The 18,341-nt window shown below is 59.4% G+C and carries 17 protein-coding genes; 4 read left to right on the top strand and 13 right to left on the bottom strand.

What is annotated here, in order from left to right:
* The first annotated feature begins 7 nt into the window (after positions 1-7).
* The 3 genes from pgl to ASD46_RS04360 all read left to right on the top strand — a co-directional run bounded on the left by pgl (position 8) and on the right by ASD46_RS04360 (position 4,208).
* Entirely contained in the window at positions 8-706 is a 699-nt protein-coding gene (gene pgl / locus ASD46_RS04350) for a 6-phosphogluconolactonase (protein WP_025592501.1), read from the top strand.
* Between the two features lie 123 nt (positions 707-829).
* Entirely contained in the window at positions 830-2,650 is a 1,821-nt protein-coding gene (gene edd / locus ASD46_RS04355) for a phosphogluconate dehydratase (RefSeq protein ID WP_025592499.1), read from the top strand.
* A 193-nt stretch (positions 2,651-2,843) separates the two neighbouring features.
* Complete coding sequence (locus tag ASD46_RS04360; protein WP_025592497.1) at positions 2,844-4,208, top strand: metallophosphoesterase; 1,365 nt, start codon at positions 2,844-2,846, stop codon at positions 4,206-4,208.
* Positions 4,209-4,229: 21 nt separating this feature from the next.
* On the opposite strand, the gene ASD46_RS04365 is transcribed toward ASD46_RS04360, so the two are convergent.
* The 6 genes from ASD46_RS04365 to ASD46_RS04390 all read right to left on the bottom strand — a co-directional run bounded on the left by ASD46_RS04365 (position 4,230) and on the right by ASD46_RS04390 (position 11,285).
* Positions 4,230-4,586 (bottom strand): hypothetical protein, encoded by a 357-nt coding sequence (locus ASD46_RS04365; protein ID WP_034501827.1) that lies wholly within the window; start codon positions 4,584-4,586, stop codon positions 4,230-4,232.
* Between the two features lie 253 nt (positions 4,587-4,839).
* Positions 4,840-5,928 (bottom strand): ABC transporter ATP-binding protein, encoded by a 1,089-nt coding sequence (locus tag ASD46_RS04370; RefSeq protein ID WP_013635492.1) that lies wholly within the window; start codon positions 5,926-5,928, stop codon positions 4,840-4,842.
* A 21-nt stretch (positions 5,929-5,949) separates the two neighbouring features.
* Positions 5,950-7,605 carry an alpha-glucosidase family protein gene (locus ASD46_RS04375; RefSeq protein ID WP_025592496.1) on the bottom strand — a complete coding sequence of 552 codons (1,656 nt, stop codon included), beginning with the start codon at positions 7,603-7,605 and terminating at the stop codon, positions 5,950-5,952.
* Positions 7,606-7,641: 36 nt separating this feature from the next.
* Complete coding sequence (locus ASD46_RS04380) at positions 7,642-8,802, bottom strand: carbohydrate ABC transporter permease (RefSeq protein ID WP_060641859.1); 1,161 nt, start codon at positions 8,800-8,802, stop codon at positions 7,642-7,644.
* 1 nt (position 8,803) lies between these two features.
* Positions 8,804-9,817, bottom strand: coding sequence for a carbohydrate ABC transporter permease (locus ASD46_RS04385; RefSeq protein WP_003515131.1), 1,014 nt, complete (start codon positions 9,815-9,817; stop codon positions 8,804-8,806).
* 106 nt (positions 9,818-9,923) lie between these two features.
* Positions 9,924-11,285: an ABC transporter substrate-binding protein gene (locus tag ASD46_RS04390; RefSeq protein WP_013635489.1), complete on the bottom strand. Its 1,362-nt coding sequence runs from the start codon at positions 11,283-11,285 to the stop codon at positions 9,924-9,926.
* A gap of 275 nt (positions 11,286-11,560) precedes the next feature.
* Between ASD46_RS04390 and ASD46_RS04395 the strand changes: the two genes are divergently transcribed.
* On the top strand, positions 11,561-12,586 hold the full coding sequence (locus tag ASD46_RS04395) for a LacI family DNA-binding transcriptional regulator (RefSeq protein WP_003515127.1): 1,026 nt from the start codon (positions 11,561-11,563) through the stop codon (positions 12,584-12,586).
* Between the two features lie 9 nt (positions 12,587-12,595).
* On the opposite strand, the gene folD is transcribed toward ASD46_RS04395, so the two are convergent.
* The 7 genes from folD to ASD46_RS04430 form a co-directional block, all read right to left on the bottom strand.
* The gene (gene folD, locus ASD46_RS04400) at positions 12,596-13,495 is read right to left on the bottom strand and encodes a bifunctional methylenetetrahydrofolate dehydrogenase/methenyltetrahydrofolate cyclohydrolase FolD (RefSeq protein WP_003515126.1); all 900 of its coding nucleotides are present in this window, start codon (positions 13,493-13,495) and stop codon (positions 12,596-12,598) included.
* 77 nt (positions 13,496-13,572) lie between these two features.
* The gene (locus ASD46_RS04405; RefSeq protein WP_060641860.1) at positions 13,573-15,348 is read right to left on the bottom strand and encodes a hypothetical protein; all 1,776 of its coding nucleotides are present in this window, start codon (positions 15,346-15,348) and stop codon (positions 13,573-13,575) included.
* 113 nt (positions 15,349-15,461) lie between these two features.
* Positions 15,462-16,136, bottom strand: a complete 675-nt coding sequence (locus tag ASD46_RS04410) for a WecB/TagA/CpsF family glycosyltransferase (protein ID WP_025592490.1) — start codon at positions 16,134-16,136, stop codon at positions 15,462-15,464.
* Between the two features lie 177 nt (positions 16,137-16,313).
* Complete coding sequence (locus ASD46_RS04415) at positions 16,314-16,850, bottom strand: hypothetical protein (RefSeq protein ID WP_003515123.1); 537 nt, start codon at positions 16,848-16,850, stop codon at positions 16,314-16,316.
* Positions 16,850-17,218, bottom strand: a complete 369-nt coding sequence (locus tag ASD46_RS04420; RefSeq protein WP_003515122.1) for a hypothetical protein — start codon at positions 17,216-17,218, stop codon at positions 16,850-16,852. The genes ASD46_RS04415 and ASD46_RS04420 overlap by 1 nt, the downstream gene beginning before the upstream one ends.
* Before the next feature lie 29 nt (positions 17,219-17,247).
* Complete coding sequence (locus ASD46_RS04425; RefSeq protein WP_003515121.1) at positions 17,248-17,805, bottom strand: rod-binding protein; 558 nt, start codon at positions 17,803-17,805, stop codon at positions 17,248-17,250.
* Between the two features lie 115 nt (positions 17,806-17,920).
* Positions 17,921-18,340, bottom strand: a complete 420-nt coding sequence (locus ASD46_RS04430; RefSeq protein ID WP_003515120.1) for a hypothetical protein — start codon at positions 18,338-18,340, stop codon at positions 17,921-17,923.
* Position 18,341 lies beyond the last annotated feature (1 nt).

Raw genomic sequence — 18,341 nt, forward strand, 5'->3', positions numbered from 1 at the left:
CGCGGGTATGAGCGAAACAATCCATGTCTTCGACACAGCCGCTGAACTGGCGAAAACCCTGGCGGCGGATGTTGCCGCGCGTCTCGACGCGGCAACGAAAGAATACGGAACGGCAAGCATTGCCGTTTCGGGCGGTTCAACGCCCAAGCTGTTCTTCCAGGCGCTTTCCCATCATGATCTCGACTGGAGCAACATCAGCGTGACGCTGGTGGACGAACGGTTCGTGCCGCCGGAGAGCGAGCGCTCGAACCACCGGCTGGTCAGCGAGAACCTGTTGCAGGACAAGGCGAAGGCGGCCTATTTCGTGCCGCTGTTCCAGCCCGCGGCCTCGCCTGAGGATGCAGCGACGCTTGCGACCGTCAAGACCGAAGCGATCTGCGATCCTTTTGATGTCGTCGTGCTGGGCATGGGAACGGATGGGCATACGGCATCGTTCTTTCCCGGTGGCGACAATCTCTACGAAGCGCTCGACCTTGACGAACCGCGCGGCGTTTTGACCATGGCGGCGGAAACCGCGGGGGAAGAACGGTTGACGTTCAACTTCTCCAGCCTTCACGATGCAGGTTTTCTGGTGCTCCACATCGAAGGTGCAGCAAAAAAGGCGGCGCTTGAAAAAGCACAGTCGGGCGAGGATGAGGACGAAATGCCGATCCGCGCCGTGCTGAACCGGGCAGAAACCGCCCTGGATATTTACTGGGCGCCATAACTGGATGCGGTTGCCGCGCAAGCGGCCCCGCGACAGCGCCCGACGACACAAGACGAAAACACGATAACCGGTCCTTCATCTCCCGGAACGCCGGTTCTCGACCAACGAACAGGATGAACGCTCATGTCCGCCGATTCCCGCATTCAGGCCATTACCGCCCGCATCGTCGAACGCTCCAAGCCTTACCGCGAGACCTATCTCGAGCGGCTGCGGCTGCAGGTTTCGAAGGGGGTTCATCGCTCCACTCTCTCCTGCGGTAACCTCGCGCATGGATTTGCTGTCTGTTCCCCCGCCGACAAGGACCTCCTTGCCGGCGACCGGGTTGGCAATCTCGGCATCATCACCGCCTATAACGACATGCTGTCGGCGCACCAGCCCTACGAGACCTTTCCGGCAATCATCCGCGAGGCCGCAGCGCAAGCCGGCGGCGTGGCGCAGGTTGCGGGTGCCGTGCCTGCCATGTGCGACGGCGTAACCCAGGGCCAGCCGGGCATGGAGCTCTCTCTATTCTCCCGTGATGCCATCGCCATGGCTGCCGGCATCGGCCTGTCGCATAACATGTTCGACGCCGCCGTCTATCTCGGTGTCTGCGACAAGATCGTTCCCGGCCTCGTCATCGCAGCGCTTTCCTTCGGTCACCTGCCCTCCATCTTCATCCCCGCCGGGCCTATGACCACCGGCCTGCCGAACGACGAGAAATCCCGCATTCGCCAGCTTTATGCAGAGGGCAAGGTTGGGCGCGCCGAGCTGCTGGAGGCGGAGTCCAAATCCTATCATGGTCCCGGCACCTGCACTTTCTACGGCACGGCAAATTCCAACCAGATGCTGATGGAGATCATGGGTTTCCACATGCCCGGCTCTTCCTTCATCAATCCCGGCACGCCGCTGCGCGACGCGCTGACACGCGAGGCCGCCAAGCGGGCGCTCGCCATCACCGCGCAGGGCAACGAATTCACGCCTGCGGGCGAAATGATCGATGAGCGCTCGATCGTCAACGGCGTCGTTGGCCTGCACGCGACGGGCGGCTCGACCAACCACACCATGCATCTGATCGCCATGGCGCGCGCAGCCGGCATCATCCTCACCTGGCAGGATATTTCCGACCTATCGGATACCGTGCCGCTGCTTGCCCGCGTCTATCCCAACGGTCTTGCGGATGTGAACCATTTCCACGCCGCAGGCGGCATGGGCTTCCTCATCAAGCAGCTTTTGAAACAGGGCTTCGTGCATGACGATGTCCGCACCGTCTTCGGACAGGGGCTCGAAGCCTACACCGTGGATGCCAAGCTTGACGAAAACGGCGCGGTGACCCGCGAGCCTTCTCCCGAGCAGAGCCACGACCCGAAGGTTCTCGCCAGCATTGAAATGCCGTTCCAGCCGACCGGCGGTCTGAAAATGCTGACCGGCAATCTCGGCAAATCGGTCATCAAGATCTCCGCCGTCAAGCCCGAACGCCATATCATCGAAGCGCCCGCGATCGTCTTTAACGACCAACAGGAGCTTCAGGATGCCTTCAAGGACGGCAAGCTCAACCGCGATTTCATCGCTGTCGTCCGCTTCCAGGGTCCGAAGGCCAACGGCATGCCGGAACTGCACCGCCTGACACCGCCACTTGGCGTACTGCAGGATCGCGGCTTCAAGGTGGCGCTGGTGACGGACGGACGCATGTCCGGCGCTTCCGGCAAGGTGCCGGCCGCCATCCATGTCACGCCGGAAGCTTCCGAATGCGGCCCGATCTCGCTCATCCGCGATGGCGACATCATCCGTCTCGACGCCATTTCCGGAACGCTTGAAGTGCTTGTTCCAGCCGCAGAGCTGGCAAAGCGCGAACCGGCGCGCGCCGACCTTTCCGCCAACGAATGGGGCATGGGCCGCGAACTTTTCGCCCCGTTCCGCCGTAATGTCGGCCCTGCCGACCAGGGCGCCAGCGTTCTGTTCCATTGATCGTCCGGAGGCGAAGGCCGGATTCGGCCTCGCCTCCGCACCCTCTTGGCATGACCCGCATAACCCGCGCTGAAACCGCTTTATTTCCCGTCTCTTAAACGCCAAACTTGTCATGCGGCTGTGATGATCGCCCTATAGGGGCTTCTCAGCCAGCCGCGGGACGATGACGCATTTCAAGATGATGGGGCCAGACATGACGATTTTCTCAAGCAAACGCCGTGACGTGCTGAAGCTTATGGCTGGCACCGCCATACTGCCGTTGATGGTGGTGGCAACGCCGGCGGAGGCGCAGGATGTGGCCCTGCGTGCAATCGTGATTTCCGACCTGCATTCGGCCTATGAGCGCATCGGGCAGCTCCTAGCAGCCATAGAAATGCGCATCGCAGCTGACAAGGCACCCCACATTATTCTTCTGAACGGCGACCTGTTCGAAACCGGCAATGCGGTGGCGACACGGTCGTCCGGCGAAATCGAGTGGACGTTCCTCTCGGCGCTCGCCAGGCTCGCGCCCACCGTCGTCAATATCGGCAACCATGAACCGGATATCGATAACGACCTCGCCAATTTCGTCAGTCGTGCCCGCGCGCTCGGCATCAACGTGCTGTCCAACATCATCGACAAGCGCAGCGGCGCACCCTATGCACCGGCCAGTGCGGAGGTGAGTGTGGGCGGACGGCCGGTCGTCGTTGCGGGCCTTGCCACCAACGCGATCAATACCTATCCGAAGGCGACGCGTGAGATGCTGGATATTCCGCAGCCTGTGGAATGGGCCAAGGCGAATCTGCCGGCAATCGTCAAGCCGGAGGCCATCAACATCGTTCTCAGCCACGCCGGTGTTGTTGCCGACCGCGATATCCTGCCATTGCTGCCTGATGGCACCCTGCTGGTCGGCGGCCACGATCACCTGAACTTCGTGCATGAACAGGGTGCGACGCGCTATGTACACACGGGTTCATGGTGCACCTCCATGGCCATTGCGACGATCGAAGCTGCTGGCAAGGCGCCGACGATCGAGACCGTCGCCATCGACAGCGACGCCCCCTCCTCCCCGGCGCTCAAAGGCCTGATCGAACAGACGCTCGACAAACATCTGACGGCAGAAGAGAAGGCGGTTGTCGGCAAAACGGAAAAGGCGATGACAGTTGACGAGGCCGGACGCCGTGTGGCGCAACTGATCGCCGCAAAAACCGGCGCGGATGTCGGCTTCATCGGCCACACCTCCTTCGGCGCTGGTTTGCCAAGGGGTGATATCCGCCGCTACGATTTCAACGCCTCGCTGCGTTTCGACGGCAAGCTGATGGTGACGGAAGTGGATGGCGAAACGCTTGCGCAAATCCTCAAGCGCTGCAATCAGGACGGCAACATTCCGCTTGCTGACCGCACCGGCGATTATCTTTACGCCATGCCGGAAAAACCGGTCGCAAGAGAGCGCTACAAACTGGTCTGCAACGACTGGTCCGCCACCAACCAGAAATCCTATTTCGGCCGCAGCGATCTTGCCTTTGCGGAAGTGCCGGATGTGAAGCTGAAGCAGACGGTTCTGGGTGGGCTTTCCTGAAGCCGGAGATTCTCCAGCTCCTTAGAAAGACCGGATATCGAGCTTCCGGTCCTTGTGCGCCGGATGTGTGCTGAACACGAAAATGCGGTCGAGTTCCTTTTGCGTCAACATGCGCAGAAAACGGACGTGGATGGTGTTGTTGGCGTTGACGCGCAACATAACGCAGCCGATCTTGGTGATGCGGGCGTCGGGAATATCCAGATAGAACTGGTTCGGAAGATTGTATTTCGTCAGCAGCGCCAGCACGGCCTCGGTCTGGGAAATGCGAATGACGTCGCAACGGCGAGCGGCCATATGCATGACGGCCTTCTCGGTATATTCGATGCGCGCCGCATTCATGGTGTCTTCCATGCGAAACCGGCCTTCGCGGTCGTACATGAAGGATTCTTCCTTGGTCAGGTAACTGTTCTTGATAACACCCGCACTGCTCTGCACGCCCTGACCTCCATGCTCTTTCAACGTCTCCAAGATTAAAACGTAGTCTTTAACAATTCATATCAGCGTCACCTTAAACAGACCGAAGACGGAACATTTTTGGCATTTTTCCACAGCGGCAAAATATCATGAAAAAACCCCGGAACGGGACGTTCCGGGGCATGTTTCCTGAAGCTCACGGCCATTGTCTCTGCAACTATCTGCGGTAGTTCTTGCCCTCGGCATCAAAGAGATGGAGCTTTGCCTGCGGTGCCGCAAAACGCAGGGTCTGACCCTTGGCGACGGATACGATGCCCGGCACCTTGACGATGATCGGCTCCTGCCCCTTGGGCGCTTCGAGATAAAGCAGGGTCACTTCACCGAGAGCCTCGACGATCGCGACTTTTCCCTCGAAAAGATAATCGTCGCCGGTGACGATGCTCAAATCCTCCGGCCGGACACCGAAGCTCGCGGCCTTGCCCTGCTCGGTTGCAGGCGTGGGAACGACGATGTTCAGCGTCTTGCCGCCGGCAAGTTCGATCGAAGTCCGCTCCCCGGTTACGGCAATTTTTGCCGCAATGATGTTCATGGCGGGCGAGCCGATGAACCGCGCCACGAAGAGGTTGGCGGGGTTTTCATAAAGTTCCAGCGGCGGGCCGACCTGTTCCACACGACCCGCATTCAAAACGACGATACGGTCGGCCAGCGTCATCGCCTCCACCTGATCGTGGGTGACGTAGATCATCGTCGTGTCTGCCATCTGCTCATTGAGCTTGGCGATCTCGATGCGGGTTGCGACGCGCAGCGCGGCATCGAGGTTCGACAGGGGTTCGTCGAACAGGAACACCTTGGGATTGCGGCAAATGGCACGGCCGATGGCGACGCGCTGGCGCTGGCCGCCAGAAAGAGCCTTGGGCAAACGCTCCAGATATTGCGTCAGCTGCAGGATTTCGGCAGCGGCGCGCACGCGACGGTCGATCTCCTGACGGTTCTCCTTGGCGATCTTCATGCCGAAGGCCATGTTGTCGTAAACAGTCATATGCGGATAAAGCGCATAGGACTGGAACACCATGGCAATGCCGCGACGCGAGGGCGGGATTTCATTGACCAGCTGGCCGTCGATGAACATTTCGCCGCCGGTGATTTCCTCCAGACCCGCAATCATGCGCAGCAACGTCGATTTCCCACAGCCGGACGGCCCGACGAAAACGATGAATTCGCCCTGTTCGATCTCCAGATCGATGCCGTGCAGGACTTTTACCTGCCCGTATGATTTGCGGATATCCTTGAGAACGAGACTTGTCATGGGTTGTTCCTCCCTGCTCTATCAGGCGTAACGGGCGAAGAAAGCGCCCCATGCCGGAAGTTCTACGCTTCTGCCGTCCACATCGCTTGCAAAGCCGTGGCCTTCGAGAACCTCCCAGTTCCCTTCCGGCAGCGTCGCCTTTGCTGACGTCGCGGACAGATTGAAGAGGCACAGAACGGTTTCGTTGCCGAGCGTGCGGGTGTAGCTCAGCACATCGCCCTCCACTGGCTGGAATTCGATGCCGCCCTTGGCAAAAGCGGGATGCTTTTTGCGGAAGGAAAGGAAGCGGCGGTAATGCTCCAGCACGGATGCCTCGTTGCCCTGCTGGGCGCTGACGGCGCGCTGCTTGTGTTCGGCCGGAATGGGCAGCCAGGTCTTGTCCGACGTCGAGAAGCCGGCCTGCGCATGGCCCGCATCCCACACCATCGGTGTGCGGCAACCGTCGCGGCCTTTAAATTCCGGCCAGAACTGAATGCCGTAGGGGTCCTGCAAATCCTCAAAAGCAATATCGGCTTCCGTAAGGCCCAGCTCTTCACCCTCATAGATGCAGACGGAGCCGCGCTGCGTCATCAACAACGCCGAGAGCACCTTGGCGAAAGCATCCTTATCCTCGACATGCTCGCCCCAGCGGCTGACATGGCGAACGACATCGTGGTTGGAGAAAGCCCAGCAGGCCCAGCCTTCCGGTGCGGCCCTGGCAAAATCCGCCTGCACATCGGCAACACGCTGCGGCGTGAGCGCATCCGGCGCCAGGAATTCGAAGGCGTAGCACATCTGCATCTTGTCGTCGCCGGAGGTGTATTCACCGACGATTTCGAGCCCGCGCTGGCTGTCGCCCACTTCTCCGACGGCGGCAATATCCGGAAACTCGTCCAGCACGGCGCGGAAGCGTTTCAGGAAAGCGATGTTTTCGGGGCGGTTCTTGTCGTAGAGATGTTCCTGGAAATTGTAGGGATTGACCGCAGGTGCCGTGGAGGCGTTGCGGCGCTCCGGCGCCAGCGCCGGGTTGTCGCGCAATTCCAGATCGTGGAAATAGAAATTGATGGTATCGAGGCGGAAACCATCGACGCCGCGCTTCAGCCAGAAGCGGGTGATATTGAGCAGTTCTTCCTGCACTTCCGGATTATGCAGGTTGAGATCCGGCTGCGAGGTCAGGAAGTTGTGCATGTAATATTGCATGCGGGTGGGGTCCCACTGCCAGCCGGAGCCGCCGAAGATCGACAGCCAGTTGTTGGGCGGCGTGCCATCCGGCTTGCTGTCCGACCAGACATACCACTCCGATTTCGGATTGTTGCGGCTGGCGCGGCTTTCCACGAACCACGGATGCTGGTCAGACGTGTGCGACATGACGAGGTCGATCATGACGCGGATACCCAGACGGTGCGCTTCCGCGATCAACCCGTCGAAATCGGCAAGCGTGCCGAACATCGGATCGACATCGACATAATTCGAGACGTCATAACCGAAATCCTTCATTGGCGAGGTGAAGAAGGGCGAAATCCAGATGGCGTCGGCACCGAGACCGGCAATATGCGCCAACCGGTCGGTGATGCCCTTGAGATCGCCGATGCCGTCGCCATTGGAGTCCTGATAGGAGCGCGGGTAGATCTGATAGATCACGGCGCCGCGCCACCAATCCTTGTTGGGCGTCAAAGCGGAAGTCACCGGAGCGGTCATAGTCTCATCCTGTCTGGTATGGGCGTTCATGGATAATCAGCCTCCCTTGACGGAGCCTGAGAGCAGGCCACGCACGAGATAACGTTGAAGGGCAAAGAAGACGCCGAGCGGCACGACAATGGTAACGAAGGCCGAGGCGGTGAGGATTTCCCAGTTGCCGCCGCGCGAACCGAGCAGCGCGTTCAAAGCACCGGTCAGCACCAGCTCATCCTTCTGCGTGCCGAGGAAGACCATGGCGACGAGCAGGTCGTTCCAGGTCCACAGGAACTGGAAGATGGCGAAGGAGGCGAGCGCCGGGAAGGACAGCGGCAGGATGATCTTGACGAAGATTTCGAAATCGCTCGCGCCGTCGACACGCGCACTTTCGATGATCTCTTTCGGCAGGCCGGAAATGTAGTTGCGCAACAGGTAGATGGCGAGCGGCAGACCGAAGGCGGTGTGCGCCAGCCAGATGCCGGCATAGGTCTTGGACGGTACGCCGAAGATATTGCCGATTTCGTTGTAGAGTTTCAGGAGCGGTATCAGCGACATCTGCAACGGTACGACGATCAGGCCCACCACCATCGCAATCAGAAAATTGCGGCCGGAAAAGCTCATCCATGACAGCGCATAGGCGGCAAAGGCGGCGATGAGGATAGGGATGACGGTTGCCGGAACGGCGACTGTCAGCGAGTTGACGAAGGACTGGCCGATGCCTTCGGAGGTCAGGACGGTTCGATAATTGTCGAGTGTGAAGACCGGCGGTGTCGCGACGGAAATATAGACGCGCTTGCCGCGAGAACCCTCGAAGCTTGAGGCCTTGCTGTATTCATAGGTGCCATCGGTGTTGACGAGCAGCGTTTCCCCGTCGCCGATATCTGCCGCTTCACCGGCTTTGAAGGCCGTCGGCTCCTGCACGCGAACGCCGAAGGCTGCAACCTTGCCCCCCTGTCCGCTTTCAAAAACATTACCTGATATGACGTAGCGGTTCCCGTCCTGCTTCTGCACGGCAGCGTCGGCAAGGCGAACCGCCGCGGTCTGCTCGGAACTGAAAAAGGCCGTCCACCAGCCCGACACGGTGATCTGGTCCTTGTCGCGCAGGGAACTTACGAGAATACCGAGTGTGGGCAGAAGCCAGAGAAGCACGACGACCAGCACGCTGGCATGGACGATGAGGCGCGGCAGGCCGACGCGGCGCAGACGTTTTACGATATCCATCTCAGCGGCCCTCCATCTCACGGTTCGCCTGGCGGATGTTCCAGACCATGATCGGGGTGACGGCCGCCATGATGACGAGCGCTATGACCGCACTTCGGCCACTGTCACCGCCGCCGCGGAACATCCAGTCGAACATGAGGTTGGCGAGAACCATAGTGTTCCACTGACCGTTGGTCATGGTCAGCACGATGTCGAAAACCTTGAGAACGAGAATGGTGATCGTCGTCCAGACGACGGCGATGGTGCCCCAGATTTGCGGGACCATGATCTTCCAGAAGATCTGCCAGCCATTGGCGCCATCGATGACGGCCGCTTCGATTGTCTCTTCCGGAATGCCGCGCAGCGCTGCCGACAGGATGACCATGGCAAAGCCGGTCTGAATCCAGATGAGGATGACCATCAGGAAAAAGTTGTTCCAGAAGGGCATGGAAATCCACACCTCCGGGCTGCCGCCGAAAAACTCGACGACGGCGTTGAGGAGGCCGATCTGCACCTGACCTTCGGCGCGATACTCGTAAATGAATTTCCAGATGACGGAGGCACCGACGAAGGAGATCGCCATCGGCATGAAGACGATGGATTTGGCGATGTTGCCCCACCATATGCGGTCGGTCATGACAGCAATAACGAGGCCGAAGAAGGTGCAGGCGGCCGGCACCACGGCCAGCCAGAGGATGTTGTTGAAGATCGATTGCCTGAAGCCGGCATCGAAAAATGCCCAGCGATAATTGGCAAGACCTACGAATTCGGCGCCGGTCCGGTCATAGAACGAGAGGATGAGCGTGGCGATGACGGGATAGACCAGATAGACGAGAAGAAGGAGAAGGGCGGGGCCGATGAACAGCCAGGGCCTGACCGACGCGCGGCGGTTGAGGTTGCGGGATGCCTGCAACACGTCTCCCGAGCGGACGGGAAAGATTACCTGCAACAGTTTGTCGGATAGCCAATAATAGGCAGCGCAGGCAAAAACGCCGGCCACCATGACGCCGATGGCAGAAACGAGTTGTTGAGCCATGTTCCCTCCCTTGATCCTCTCCGCGCCGCGCTGATTTTATGCGGTCGACGGCCGTTCCGTTGGCAAAGGCCCGGCGGCATCACCGCCGGGTCAAGCTCTGTTGAGGTTACTTCAGGCCGTCCCAGGCCTTCTGGATATCGGCAGCGACCTGATCGGCCGACTTGCCGCCGACGAAATCGATCATGCCGGTCCAGAATGCACCCGCGCCGATCTTGCCCGGCATCAGGTCGGAACCGTCAAAGCCGAAGGTGGTTGCGGAGGTGAGGATTTCACCCTGGCGCTTCATCTGCTCATTGGCATAGGTATCGACATTCACACCCTTATACGGCGTCAGGAAGCTGGACTGTGCCATCCAGACTTCGTGGGCAATCGGGGTTTTCAGGAAGTCGACGAAAGCCTTGGCGGCGGGCGCTTCCTTGGTAATGGTGACGAGCGTGCCGGCGCCCAGAACTGGCTTGCCGAGTTCCGGCTTTGCGGCATAGGTCGGCATATAGAAGAAATCCACATCCGTTCCGACCTTGGTACCATCAGGGAAGAAGGACGGCACGAAGGACGCTTGATGGTGGAGGTAGCACTTCGGCGGAATGTCGAAGAGACCCTTCGGGCTGTCGCGGAAGTCGGTGGAGGCCACAGCCGCAACGCCGCCGCTGACATATTTTTCGTTCTTGGCGAATTTGCCGAATTCATTGATTGCCGCAACTACGGCCGGATCGGTGAACTTCACCTCGTTCGTCGTCCATTTCTGATAGACGTCGAGTGGCTGCGTGCGCAGCATCAGGTCTTCCACCCAGTCCGTTGCCGGCCAGCCGGTCGCACCGCCGGAACCGAGGCCGATGCACCAGGGTGTGCCGCCATCGGCAACGATCTGGTCCGTCAGCTTGAACAGGTCTTCCATGCTCTCGGGCACTTTATAGCCCGCTTCCTCGAAGTTCTCAGGTACGTACCAGACGAGCGACTTCACGTCGGCCTTGAAGGGAAATGCAAAGTAAGCCTTGTTGCTGTCCTTGCCCTTGTAGCTGCCGAGATCAACCCAGGACTGGCCAGCGCCGTAATTGTCCTTGACCCAGTTTGCGGTCTCATCGCCGAGCGGAACCAGAAAACCCTTGGCGGCGAGATCGGCCAGAAGACCGGGCTGCGGCAGGATGGCGATGTTGGGCGGAGAACCCGCCTGCGTGTCGATGACGATCTGCTGTTCGTAGTTTTCCGAGGAGGAATAGCGGACGTTCACGCCGGTCGCGTCGGAGAAATAGGCCAGCACCGTCTGGAACAGCGCCTCGTCCTCACCGCGCCAGGGCCCGAAAATCGTCAGCGTCTGACCTTTCAGGTCGGCATGGGCCGCCTTGAAGTCTTCGTAGCTTTTCCAGTTGAACTTGGCATCCTGACCGGGCGCGAATTTCAGATCGGCGGCAAAGGCCGAACCCGACAGCAGCACTATAGAAGCCGCCGTCGCCAAAAAGGTCTTCTGCATGTGATTTACCTCCCATCACATAAAAGGCTCAAAGCATCTCCCATAAATCAAAGCGCTTTGGCTGCCTATTCATCTCATTGTCATTGAGAAGGAGTCAAGAGGCTCTTTCGCTGGACATGCCGCATTGTCGTATGAATAGTCATACTTACTTAGAAAGGCGGCTATCATTTTCGATTGAGAAAACCGGCAGGGACTGGTAAAAAACTAAAGCGCTTTGGGAGTTAGAGGAGAGGCTTTTGCCATTTCCGATGCGCGCGCATGGAGGAAAAACAGACATGAACCTGAAACAGTTGTCGCAACTGCTGGGGATTTCTCAGACAACCGTCAGCAGAGCGCTCAACGGATATCCCGAGGTGAGCGCAGAGACGCGCCGCCGCGTCATGGAAGCCGCCGAAAAGACCGGATATCGCCCGAATGCCGCGGCGCAACGGTTGGCGACCGGCAAGGTCGGCTCCATCGGACTGGTCATGCCGGTTGGCGAGCACCACCGCTCGGATGTGCATTTCGGCGAATTCCTGAGCGGTCTAGGCGAAGAAGCGGCTCGCAGCGGATTTCACCTCGTCATCACGCCCACGGAGCCGGAAAAGGAACGGGAAGCCCTGCGGGGGCTGGCGGCGAGCGGCAGCGTCGATGGCATCTACCTCGCCTATATGAAGAAGAACGACGCCCGCATCGCCATGATGCAATCGCTTTCCCTGCCCTTCCTCGTCCATGGCCGCTCCATCGGCGTGGAAGAGGATTATCCCTTTCTCGACGTGGACAATGAGGCCGCATTTCGCGATGCGACCCAGCTGCTGCTTCAGCTTGGCCACAAGCGGATCGGGCTTCTGAACGGGCCGGAGGGCTACGACTTCACCTTCCGCCGCTGTCTCGGGGTGGAAAAGGCGCTGACGGCAAACGGTCTGACATTGCGCCCGGAAAATACAAGACACAGCAGCATGACCGACGAGGAGGGTTATCTCGGCATGGAAGCGCTGTTGTCACAGCCGGAACGACCAACCGCCATTGTATGCGCGAGTACCGCATTGGCACTCGGCGTGATCCGCTCGCTCAACCAGCGCGGCTTGAAACCGGGCAAGGATATTTCGCTGATTGCCCATGACGATGTATTGCCGCTGTTGAAGCCCGACAATTTCTCGGTGCCGCTCACCACCACCCGCTCATCCTTGCGGGCGGCGGGGGTGCGTGTCGGGCAGCGCCTGATCAACCGGATCAAGCTTAACCAGACCGAACCTCATCAGGAACTCTGGAAGGCGGAACTTGTCGTCCGCGCCTCCACAGGACCGGCTCCGAAAGAGTAACTACCGATTTCAGAACTTCGGTGCGGTCTTTCCAAGTGCGCGATAGGCGGCGATGACGGTGTTGGCCATCAACATGGCAATCGTCATCGGGCCTACGCCGCCCGGAACGGGGGTGATGGCAGCAGCGACTGCGCTTGCCTCATCATAGGCGACGTCACCGACCAGCTTCGATTTGCCTTCACCCTTTTCCGGAGCGGGAATGCGGTTGATGCCGACATCGATGACGGTCGCGCCGGGCTTTACCCAATCGCCCTTGACCATTGCCGCGCGACCCACCGCCGCCACGAGAATATCGGCCGTCTTGCAGACGGTGGCGAGATCCTTGGTGCGCGAATGCGCCATCGTCACCGTGGCATTGGCATTCAGGAGAAGCTGGCCCATCGGCTTGCCGAAGAGGTTGGAGCGGCCGATGACCACGGCGTTCAGGCCGGAAAGATCTTCGCCGTGAATGCTGCGCACCAGAAGCATGGCGCCGGCTGGCGTGCAGGAGATGAGGCCGGTTGCGAGATCGCCGGTCGCCAGCTTGCCGGCGTTCAGCACGCTCAGGCCATCCACATCCTTCTCGGGCAGGATCGACTGGATGATCTCATCGGAATTGAAGTGTTTCGGCAAAGGAAGCTGTACCAGAATGCCGTGGATGGAGGGATCGGCGTTCAGTTCACCGACCAACTTCAGAAGCTGATCTTGAGTTGTTTCTTCCGGCAGCGTGTGCTGAACGGAATTGAAGCCGCATTGCTTGGCTGTCTTGCTTTTGGAATTCACGTAAGCGTGGCTGGCCGGATCGTTGCCGACGATGACAACCGCGAGACCGGGCTTCACACCCTGTTCCGCCTCAAGCGTTTCTGCCGATTTGCGGACCGCCTCCGTTACCGAAGCCGCCTTTGCCTTTCCGTCAATCACAACTGCCATGCGTCCTGCTCCTGCTGGATTACGTTGGCCCCGTATGGTGCCGACTTTGCAGGAATGCAAGCAAAAATGCAGCTTCGTCAGGCAGTTTTGCGGTAGTCGTCGCGATGCTCGGCGTAATCGGCGAGGCGCTCCCTCAAGAGCGCCAACTCGCGTCTCAATTCCGCCAATTCCTCGGCTTCGGCCTGCTCGTGATCGAAATGCCCGGCAAGGGCTTCACTGAGCAATGGCGGCAGCTCCGGTGTCGTCTGGGGGGTATTCCTGACGGTGCGGTTGCCCATCAGAACCTGCCGCACACGCTCGTCCAGCGGAATGTCATCGGTATCGAATCCGCTATCGTTCGCCGCCCCGGCGTAATAGTCCGCGAACTCAGCCTCCGGCTCGAATTCGCTATCCGCGGCCAGTTCTTCCAGATCATGGAACACATCCGGCTCGATCGGCTCGAACTCGGGAAACTGCCCCGATTGCTCAGGCGCTTTTTCGGAGGGCAGAACGTGCGCATCATCAAAGATGAGTGCCTCTTCCTCGTCATGGCGACGGTAGCTCAGGAGATACAGGCTGCCCAGCAGGCCGAGCAACGCGCCACCGCCTGCCAGCATAGCGGCTTGTGTGAGGTCGCGCGACAATTCGCCCGGTCCGGCCTTCCTGGTGAGGCGGGTCTCAACGGCGGTTGTGGTGGATGAGGACATGTCCCGACGCTCGCTCGCCTCAAGATAGGTATTTCGCGCCGTTTCCAGTTCACCCTGCAATCTGGAGAATTCACCGGGCGTGACACCAAGGCTGCTCAGGCGGTCGAGATGTTTCGTTCGTTCGGCGTTCGCGGTTGCAACTTCCTGTGCGACGCGCTTCTCATCGGCGCGCAAGCCATCGACCAGCTGACGCAATGCGGGAGCGACAAGCGGCTGCACGGCATCTACGGCATTCTGGGCGGCGATGCGGCGGGGATGTTTCGGGCCGTAATCGACCGAGACGCCTGAAAGCGCCATGCTGGCACTTGCATGTCTTTGCCTGATGTCCTCAAGCACAGAGAAAGCAGCGCCTGACGGCAGGGGCTTTGACAATACGTCATTCGGCTTGAGGCCGGTGGCCACCGCCAGATCCGTCTGAAGCGACTGCTGCTGCTGGGTCGTCCCCGCAAGGCTGTCATTGAGGTCGCGCAATTGCTGCTCGAGTTGCTGCACTTCCGCCAGGACGGTCTCGCCGTGGCGCATCTGGAAACCGTTCAAGGCGGCTTCCGCCTCGTCCAACCGGGTGCGCGCCCGCTCCGTCTCGCGCATGGCGGGCGTCATGGTGCCGGCCTTGCCATCCGCCATGACACGCATCGAAAGATAATCCGTAAGCCGCATCGCGGTTTCCGGCGTCGCTGCCTTCGAGGTTACGATCAGCGTGTTTTCATCCGGCGTCAGTTCCAGGCGGATCGCCTCGCCCACAGCACCGTTCAATGCTTCACGCGGGGAAAGCGAACGGGTATCCGCCCCGGTCAAAAGGTCGAAAAGCAGGCCAAGTTCGCCCTGATTGCGAACGCCGACCATGTCGGCGGGCTTCAATTTGAGGTCGCCCGTTATACGGTCCAGACCGGAAGGAGAAAGCAGGGTGCGGCGGGCCATGGCAAGAAAGCGTGCCGCATCGGGTGCATCGTAGCCGGTCTGGGTAACCTCGACATGCGCCTGCGAAACATATCCGCGAAAACCGGAATCGATGAGCAGCAGCGGAAGTGCAGCCCCCACAACGGTGGCGGCGGCTACGCAACCGGCTGTCAGAAGCCGCAGACAACGTTTGCGAAATTGCGACGCAGGCACGGCAACACCATCCTCATCAGGGCGCGTCGCCATCATATCGGGACTGTGATCAACCATCTGAAGCCGTCTGCCACGCTCGGCGCCGCCCGCAACAGGCGGCTTTCAAAACCTTACGGGAGGTTAAAGGATCGTGGCAAACAAATGGTTAACGCGGGCCTTGCCGACCCGCCTCAGCCCTTGCCGAGCGCGATGTGCCAGGGCTCGGCGCAAAGGCTGTAAAGCCAGCTCATATGCAGCTTGCGAAAGATTTCGGGCATGCCAGCCACTTCGGACGCCAGCACCTTGAACAGGGGACCGACCGCGATGACGAGACGCGCATCATCGCGATTGATGCTGCGATGCAGCCATTTCTCCTGGTTTTCCGCAAGCATGCCCGCCAGCACGACATCCACCTTCACGCCCGAAGTATCCCGGTTCAGCATCACGAAATCATGCCAGGGCGCATGTGCGCGCAGCTTGGCGAGGACCTCTCCGACCTGTGCTGCATCATCCCCCGCAACGCCGATACGTTTCGGCACCGCCATATAGGTCAGAAGTGCCATGACGAAGGCAACGCCATCGATGGTCTCGGGCAGAGGCTTGCCGTGTTCGGCGCGTGCGGCGGCATTCATCCCCCTGCCCTGCGGCAGAAGCAGACAGCTTTCCAGAATCTGCCTGTAAGCAATGTCCTTGAGGGACAGCCTGGCATTCTGGATGGTAAGAAACGAGAGCATCGTGTGGCCATCACAAGCTGAAGCCTGGCCGCTGACCATTTCCAGCGCCCCGTTCCAGTCCAGATCACAGACGCGCAGTCCGTGAATATTCCGTTGCGATCCCGTCCGCGCAAAATCTGCTGCGAAATTCATGCGAGCCCCCGAATGCCAAATCCACCGCCGCCAATCCGGCGCATGGTTTGCGGGACGGCAGCTCATGGGTCTGTTTATACAGGTGCTGGTTGAATTTACCCTGAAGGCAACCGATCGAATATTCCGGAAAATAGAAAGGGGCGATTAACCAGACCGGTGGCCTGCACCGCGCCGCCATCAGTGGCTTGGGGCCGCTTCTTTTCCGGTGTCGACTTTCTCGCCTTCGACAAGCTTCACCGACCGGGGCGAGCCGTTGCCCTTTTGCTCGCGAATATCGGCCTTCGATAGATAATCGAGCTGCTCGATCAGGACGTCCCCGACCACCTCGTCTCCAAGTTTCTTGTTCAGCCCCTCTCGGATGCGCTGCTTGAAGACATCAGGGTCGAAGGTGGAGATATTGGCGATGTTGACCATGGAAGAACCCGCCAGAAGCGTGAAGAGTTCGTCGGTCATCAATTGCGTTGCGGGCAGTTCGATCTTCGCCATCTTGTCCTTGTCGACACGCAAGGAAATGCGGCTGAGGAAATAACCGTTCACACCACCGTCATTGATGACGGGGATGGTGATGCTTTCGCCTTTGACCAATTGCAGACTTGCCTTTTTCGCCCCCGCCTCATCTCCCGACGAGGGGGCCGTCGCCATCTGGACGGAGAAATACACCGCGCCGAGCGTGACGGCGCAAACCCAGACGCCGGTGAGAAGAAGCTTCAACATCAGGAGGCTGCGCCGTACATGAACTGTTCCTGGGAATAGGTGCCGTCCGTATCGGCTTCCTGGATCGCGGTCTTGAGAAGATCCGCAACAGCGCGAACCGCATTCAGATGCGCCTCGACGCGGCTGGCATTGGTCGCGAGCTTGGACTTGATGCCCTGCACCTGATCGAGATGTCCGGCGGCGATTTCCTCATGGGGCGTATCGCGGAACAACATCGTCAACTCATAGAGGCAACGGCTTTTATGGGCATTGGAGACTTTGAAATCGAACTGGGGGTCCTTACCGATATTGTCATTCTCATTGTCGATGATCATTTCAAGACGGCCGAGAACGGATTTGATGCGGTGGTCGTTCGACATAAGGTCCATGCTTGTCTCCTCGTTATGATTTATCATGCTCAAGCCTCGTCCGTTTTATCATTGGAAACGCCGAGGACCTGCCTTTCGAACTCCGCCACCATCCGAATTGCAGCATTATGGTCTTTGTCATTCATGGATACGTCGGTAATGCCTTTGCTCTCGGCTTTCCGCAACGCATCCTTGTAGGCCTGTTCTGCAATGCCAACGCCGCCATTTCTGGAGATCGTGTCGGCAAACTGTTCCGCCATCATGCTTTTCCAGATCTCGCCGGCGTTGCCCTTGCCGTAGACCTCCTCGCTGTCTTTCGGCAGCATGTTGGCAACGAAGGTCTGAAGCACGGAAGCCTCATACTTGCGATATGTTTCCGGAACTTCGGTACGGGCAGAGCGGATGTTGGTATTGCCGAGACCTGCCTTCGAGGTGGCGCTGTCAAGCATATCAATGGCAGCGCCAAAGCCCTTGCCCGAATCGGCAAGGCTCGTCGCAGCGAAAGCCGCCTTGTTCGCCTTCAATTTTTCCTGGGCGACCTGCACTTCCTGAGGGTCCGCAGCGCGAACCACATCCATCACCAGATCGCTTATAACCGATATCGCCACGTCCAGAACTCCCGAGCTGACGAACGGGCGGCATTAAAACCGGGGCGTTCGCTCAATCAAGAAACACCGCTGAATACGTCTCTCTGGACGCCCAACGATGCAACAACGGGACAGACTATGGATCGCCAACCTTGCTGGAGGCTGGTGTCCGGGATGCGTTCGTGATTTCTAACAGATCGTAGATTGCATTGTCGTCGGCCTCCCGATCCTCGAGATCGCGCGCGAGGTGCATCCTGTCCTCCAGCCGGTCGGCCTTGGTCTTTTCCTTGAGCACCTTGTTTTCCTGCAATTGCTGCACGCCGGAGAGCTGACGGTCCTTGACGACAAGGCGGCCGTAACGATCCGAATAGTGCCTGGAGAACGTCTGGTGGACCGGCTCCATGGAACTCATCGCTTCAAGCACGTTCTCCATGGATTGCGCCACTTCGGCACGTACGCGGGTGGTGTCGGCCAGTTCCACCTCGGCCATTTTCTCCATGTGGCGCTGGACCGTTACCAGGCGCTTGAGTTTGGCCGAACGCTTGTCCGAAGCCATG

It is taken from the genome of Rhizobium sp. Root491 (assembly GCF_001427205.1).
GTDB classification, from domain to species: Bacteria; Pseudomonadota; Alphaproteobacteria; order Rhizobiales; family Rhizobiaceae; genus Agrobacterium; species Agrobacterium tumefaciens.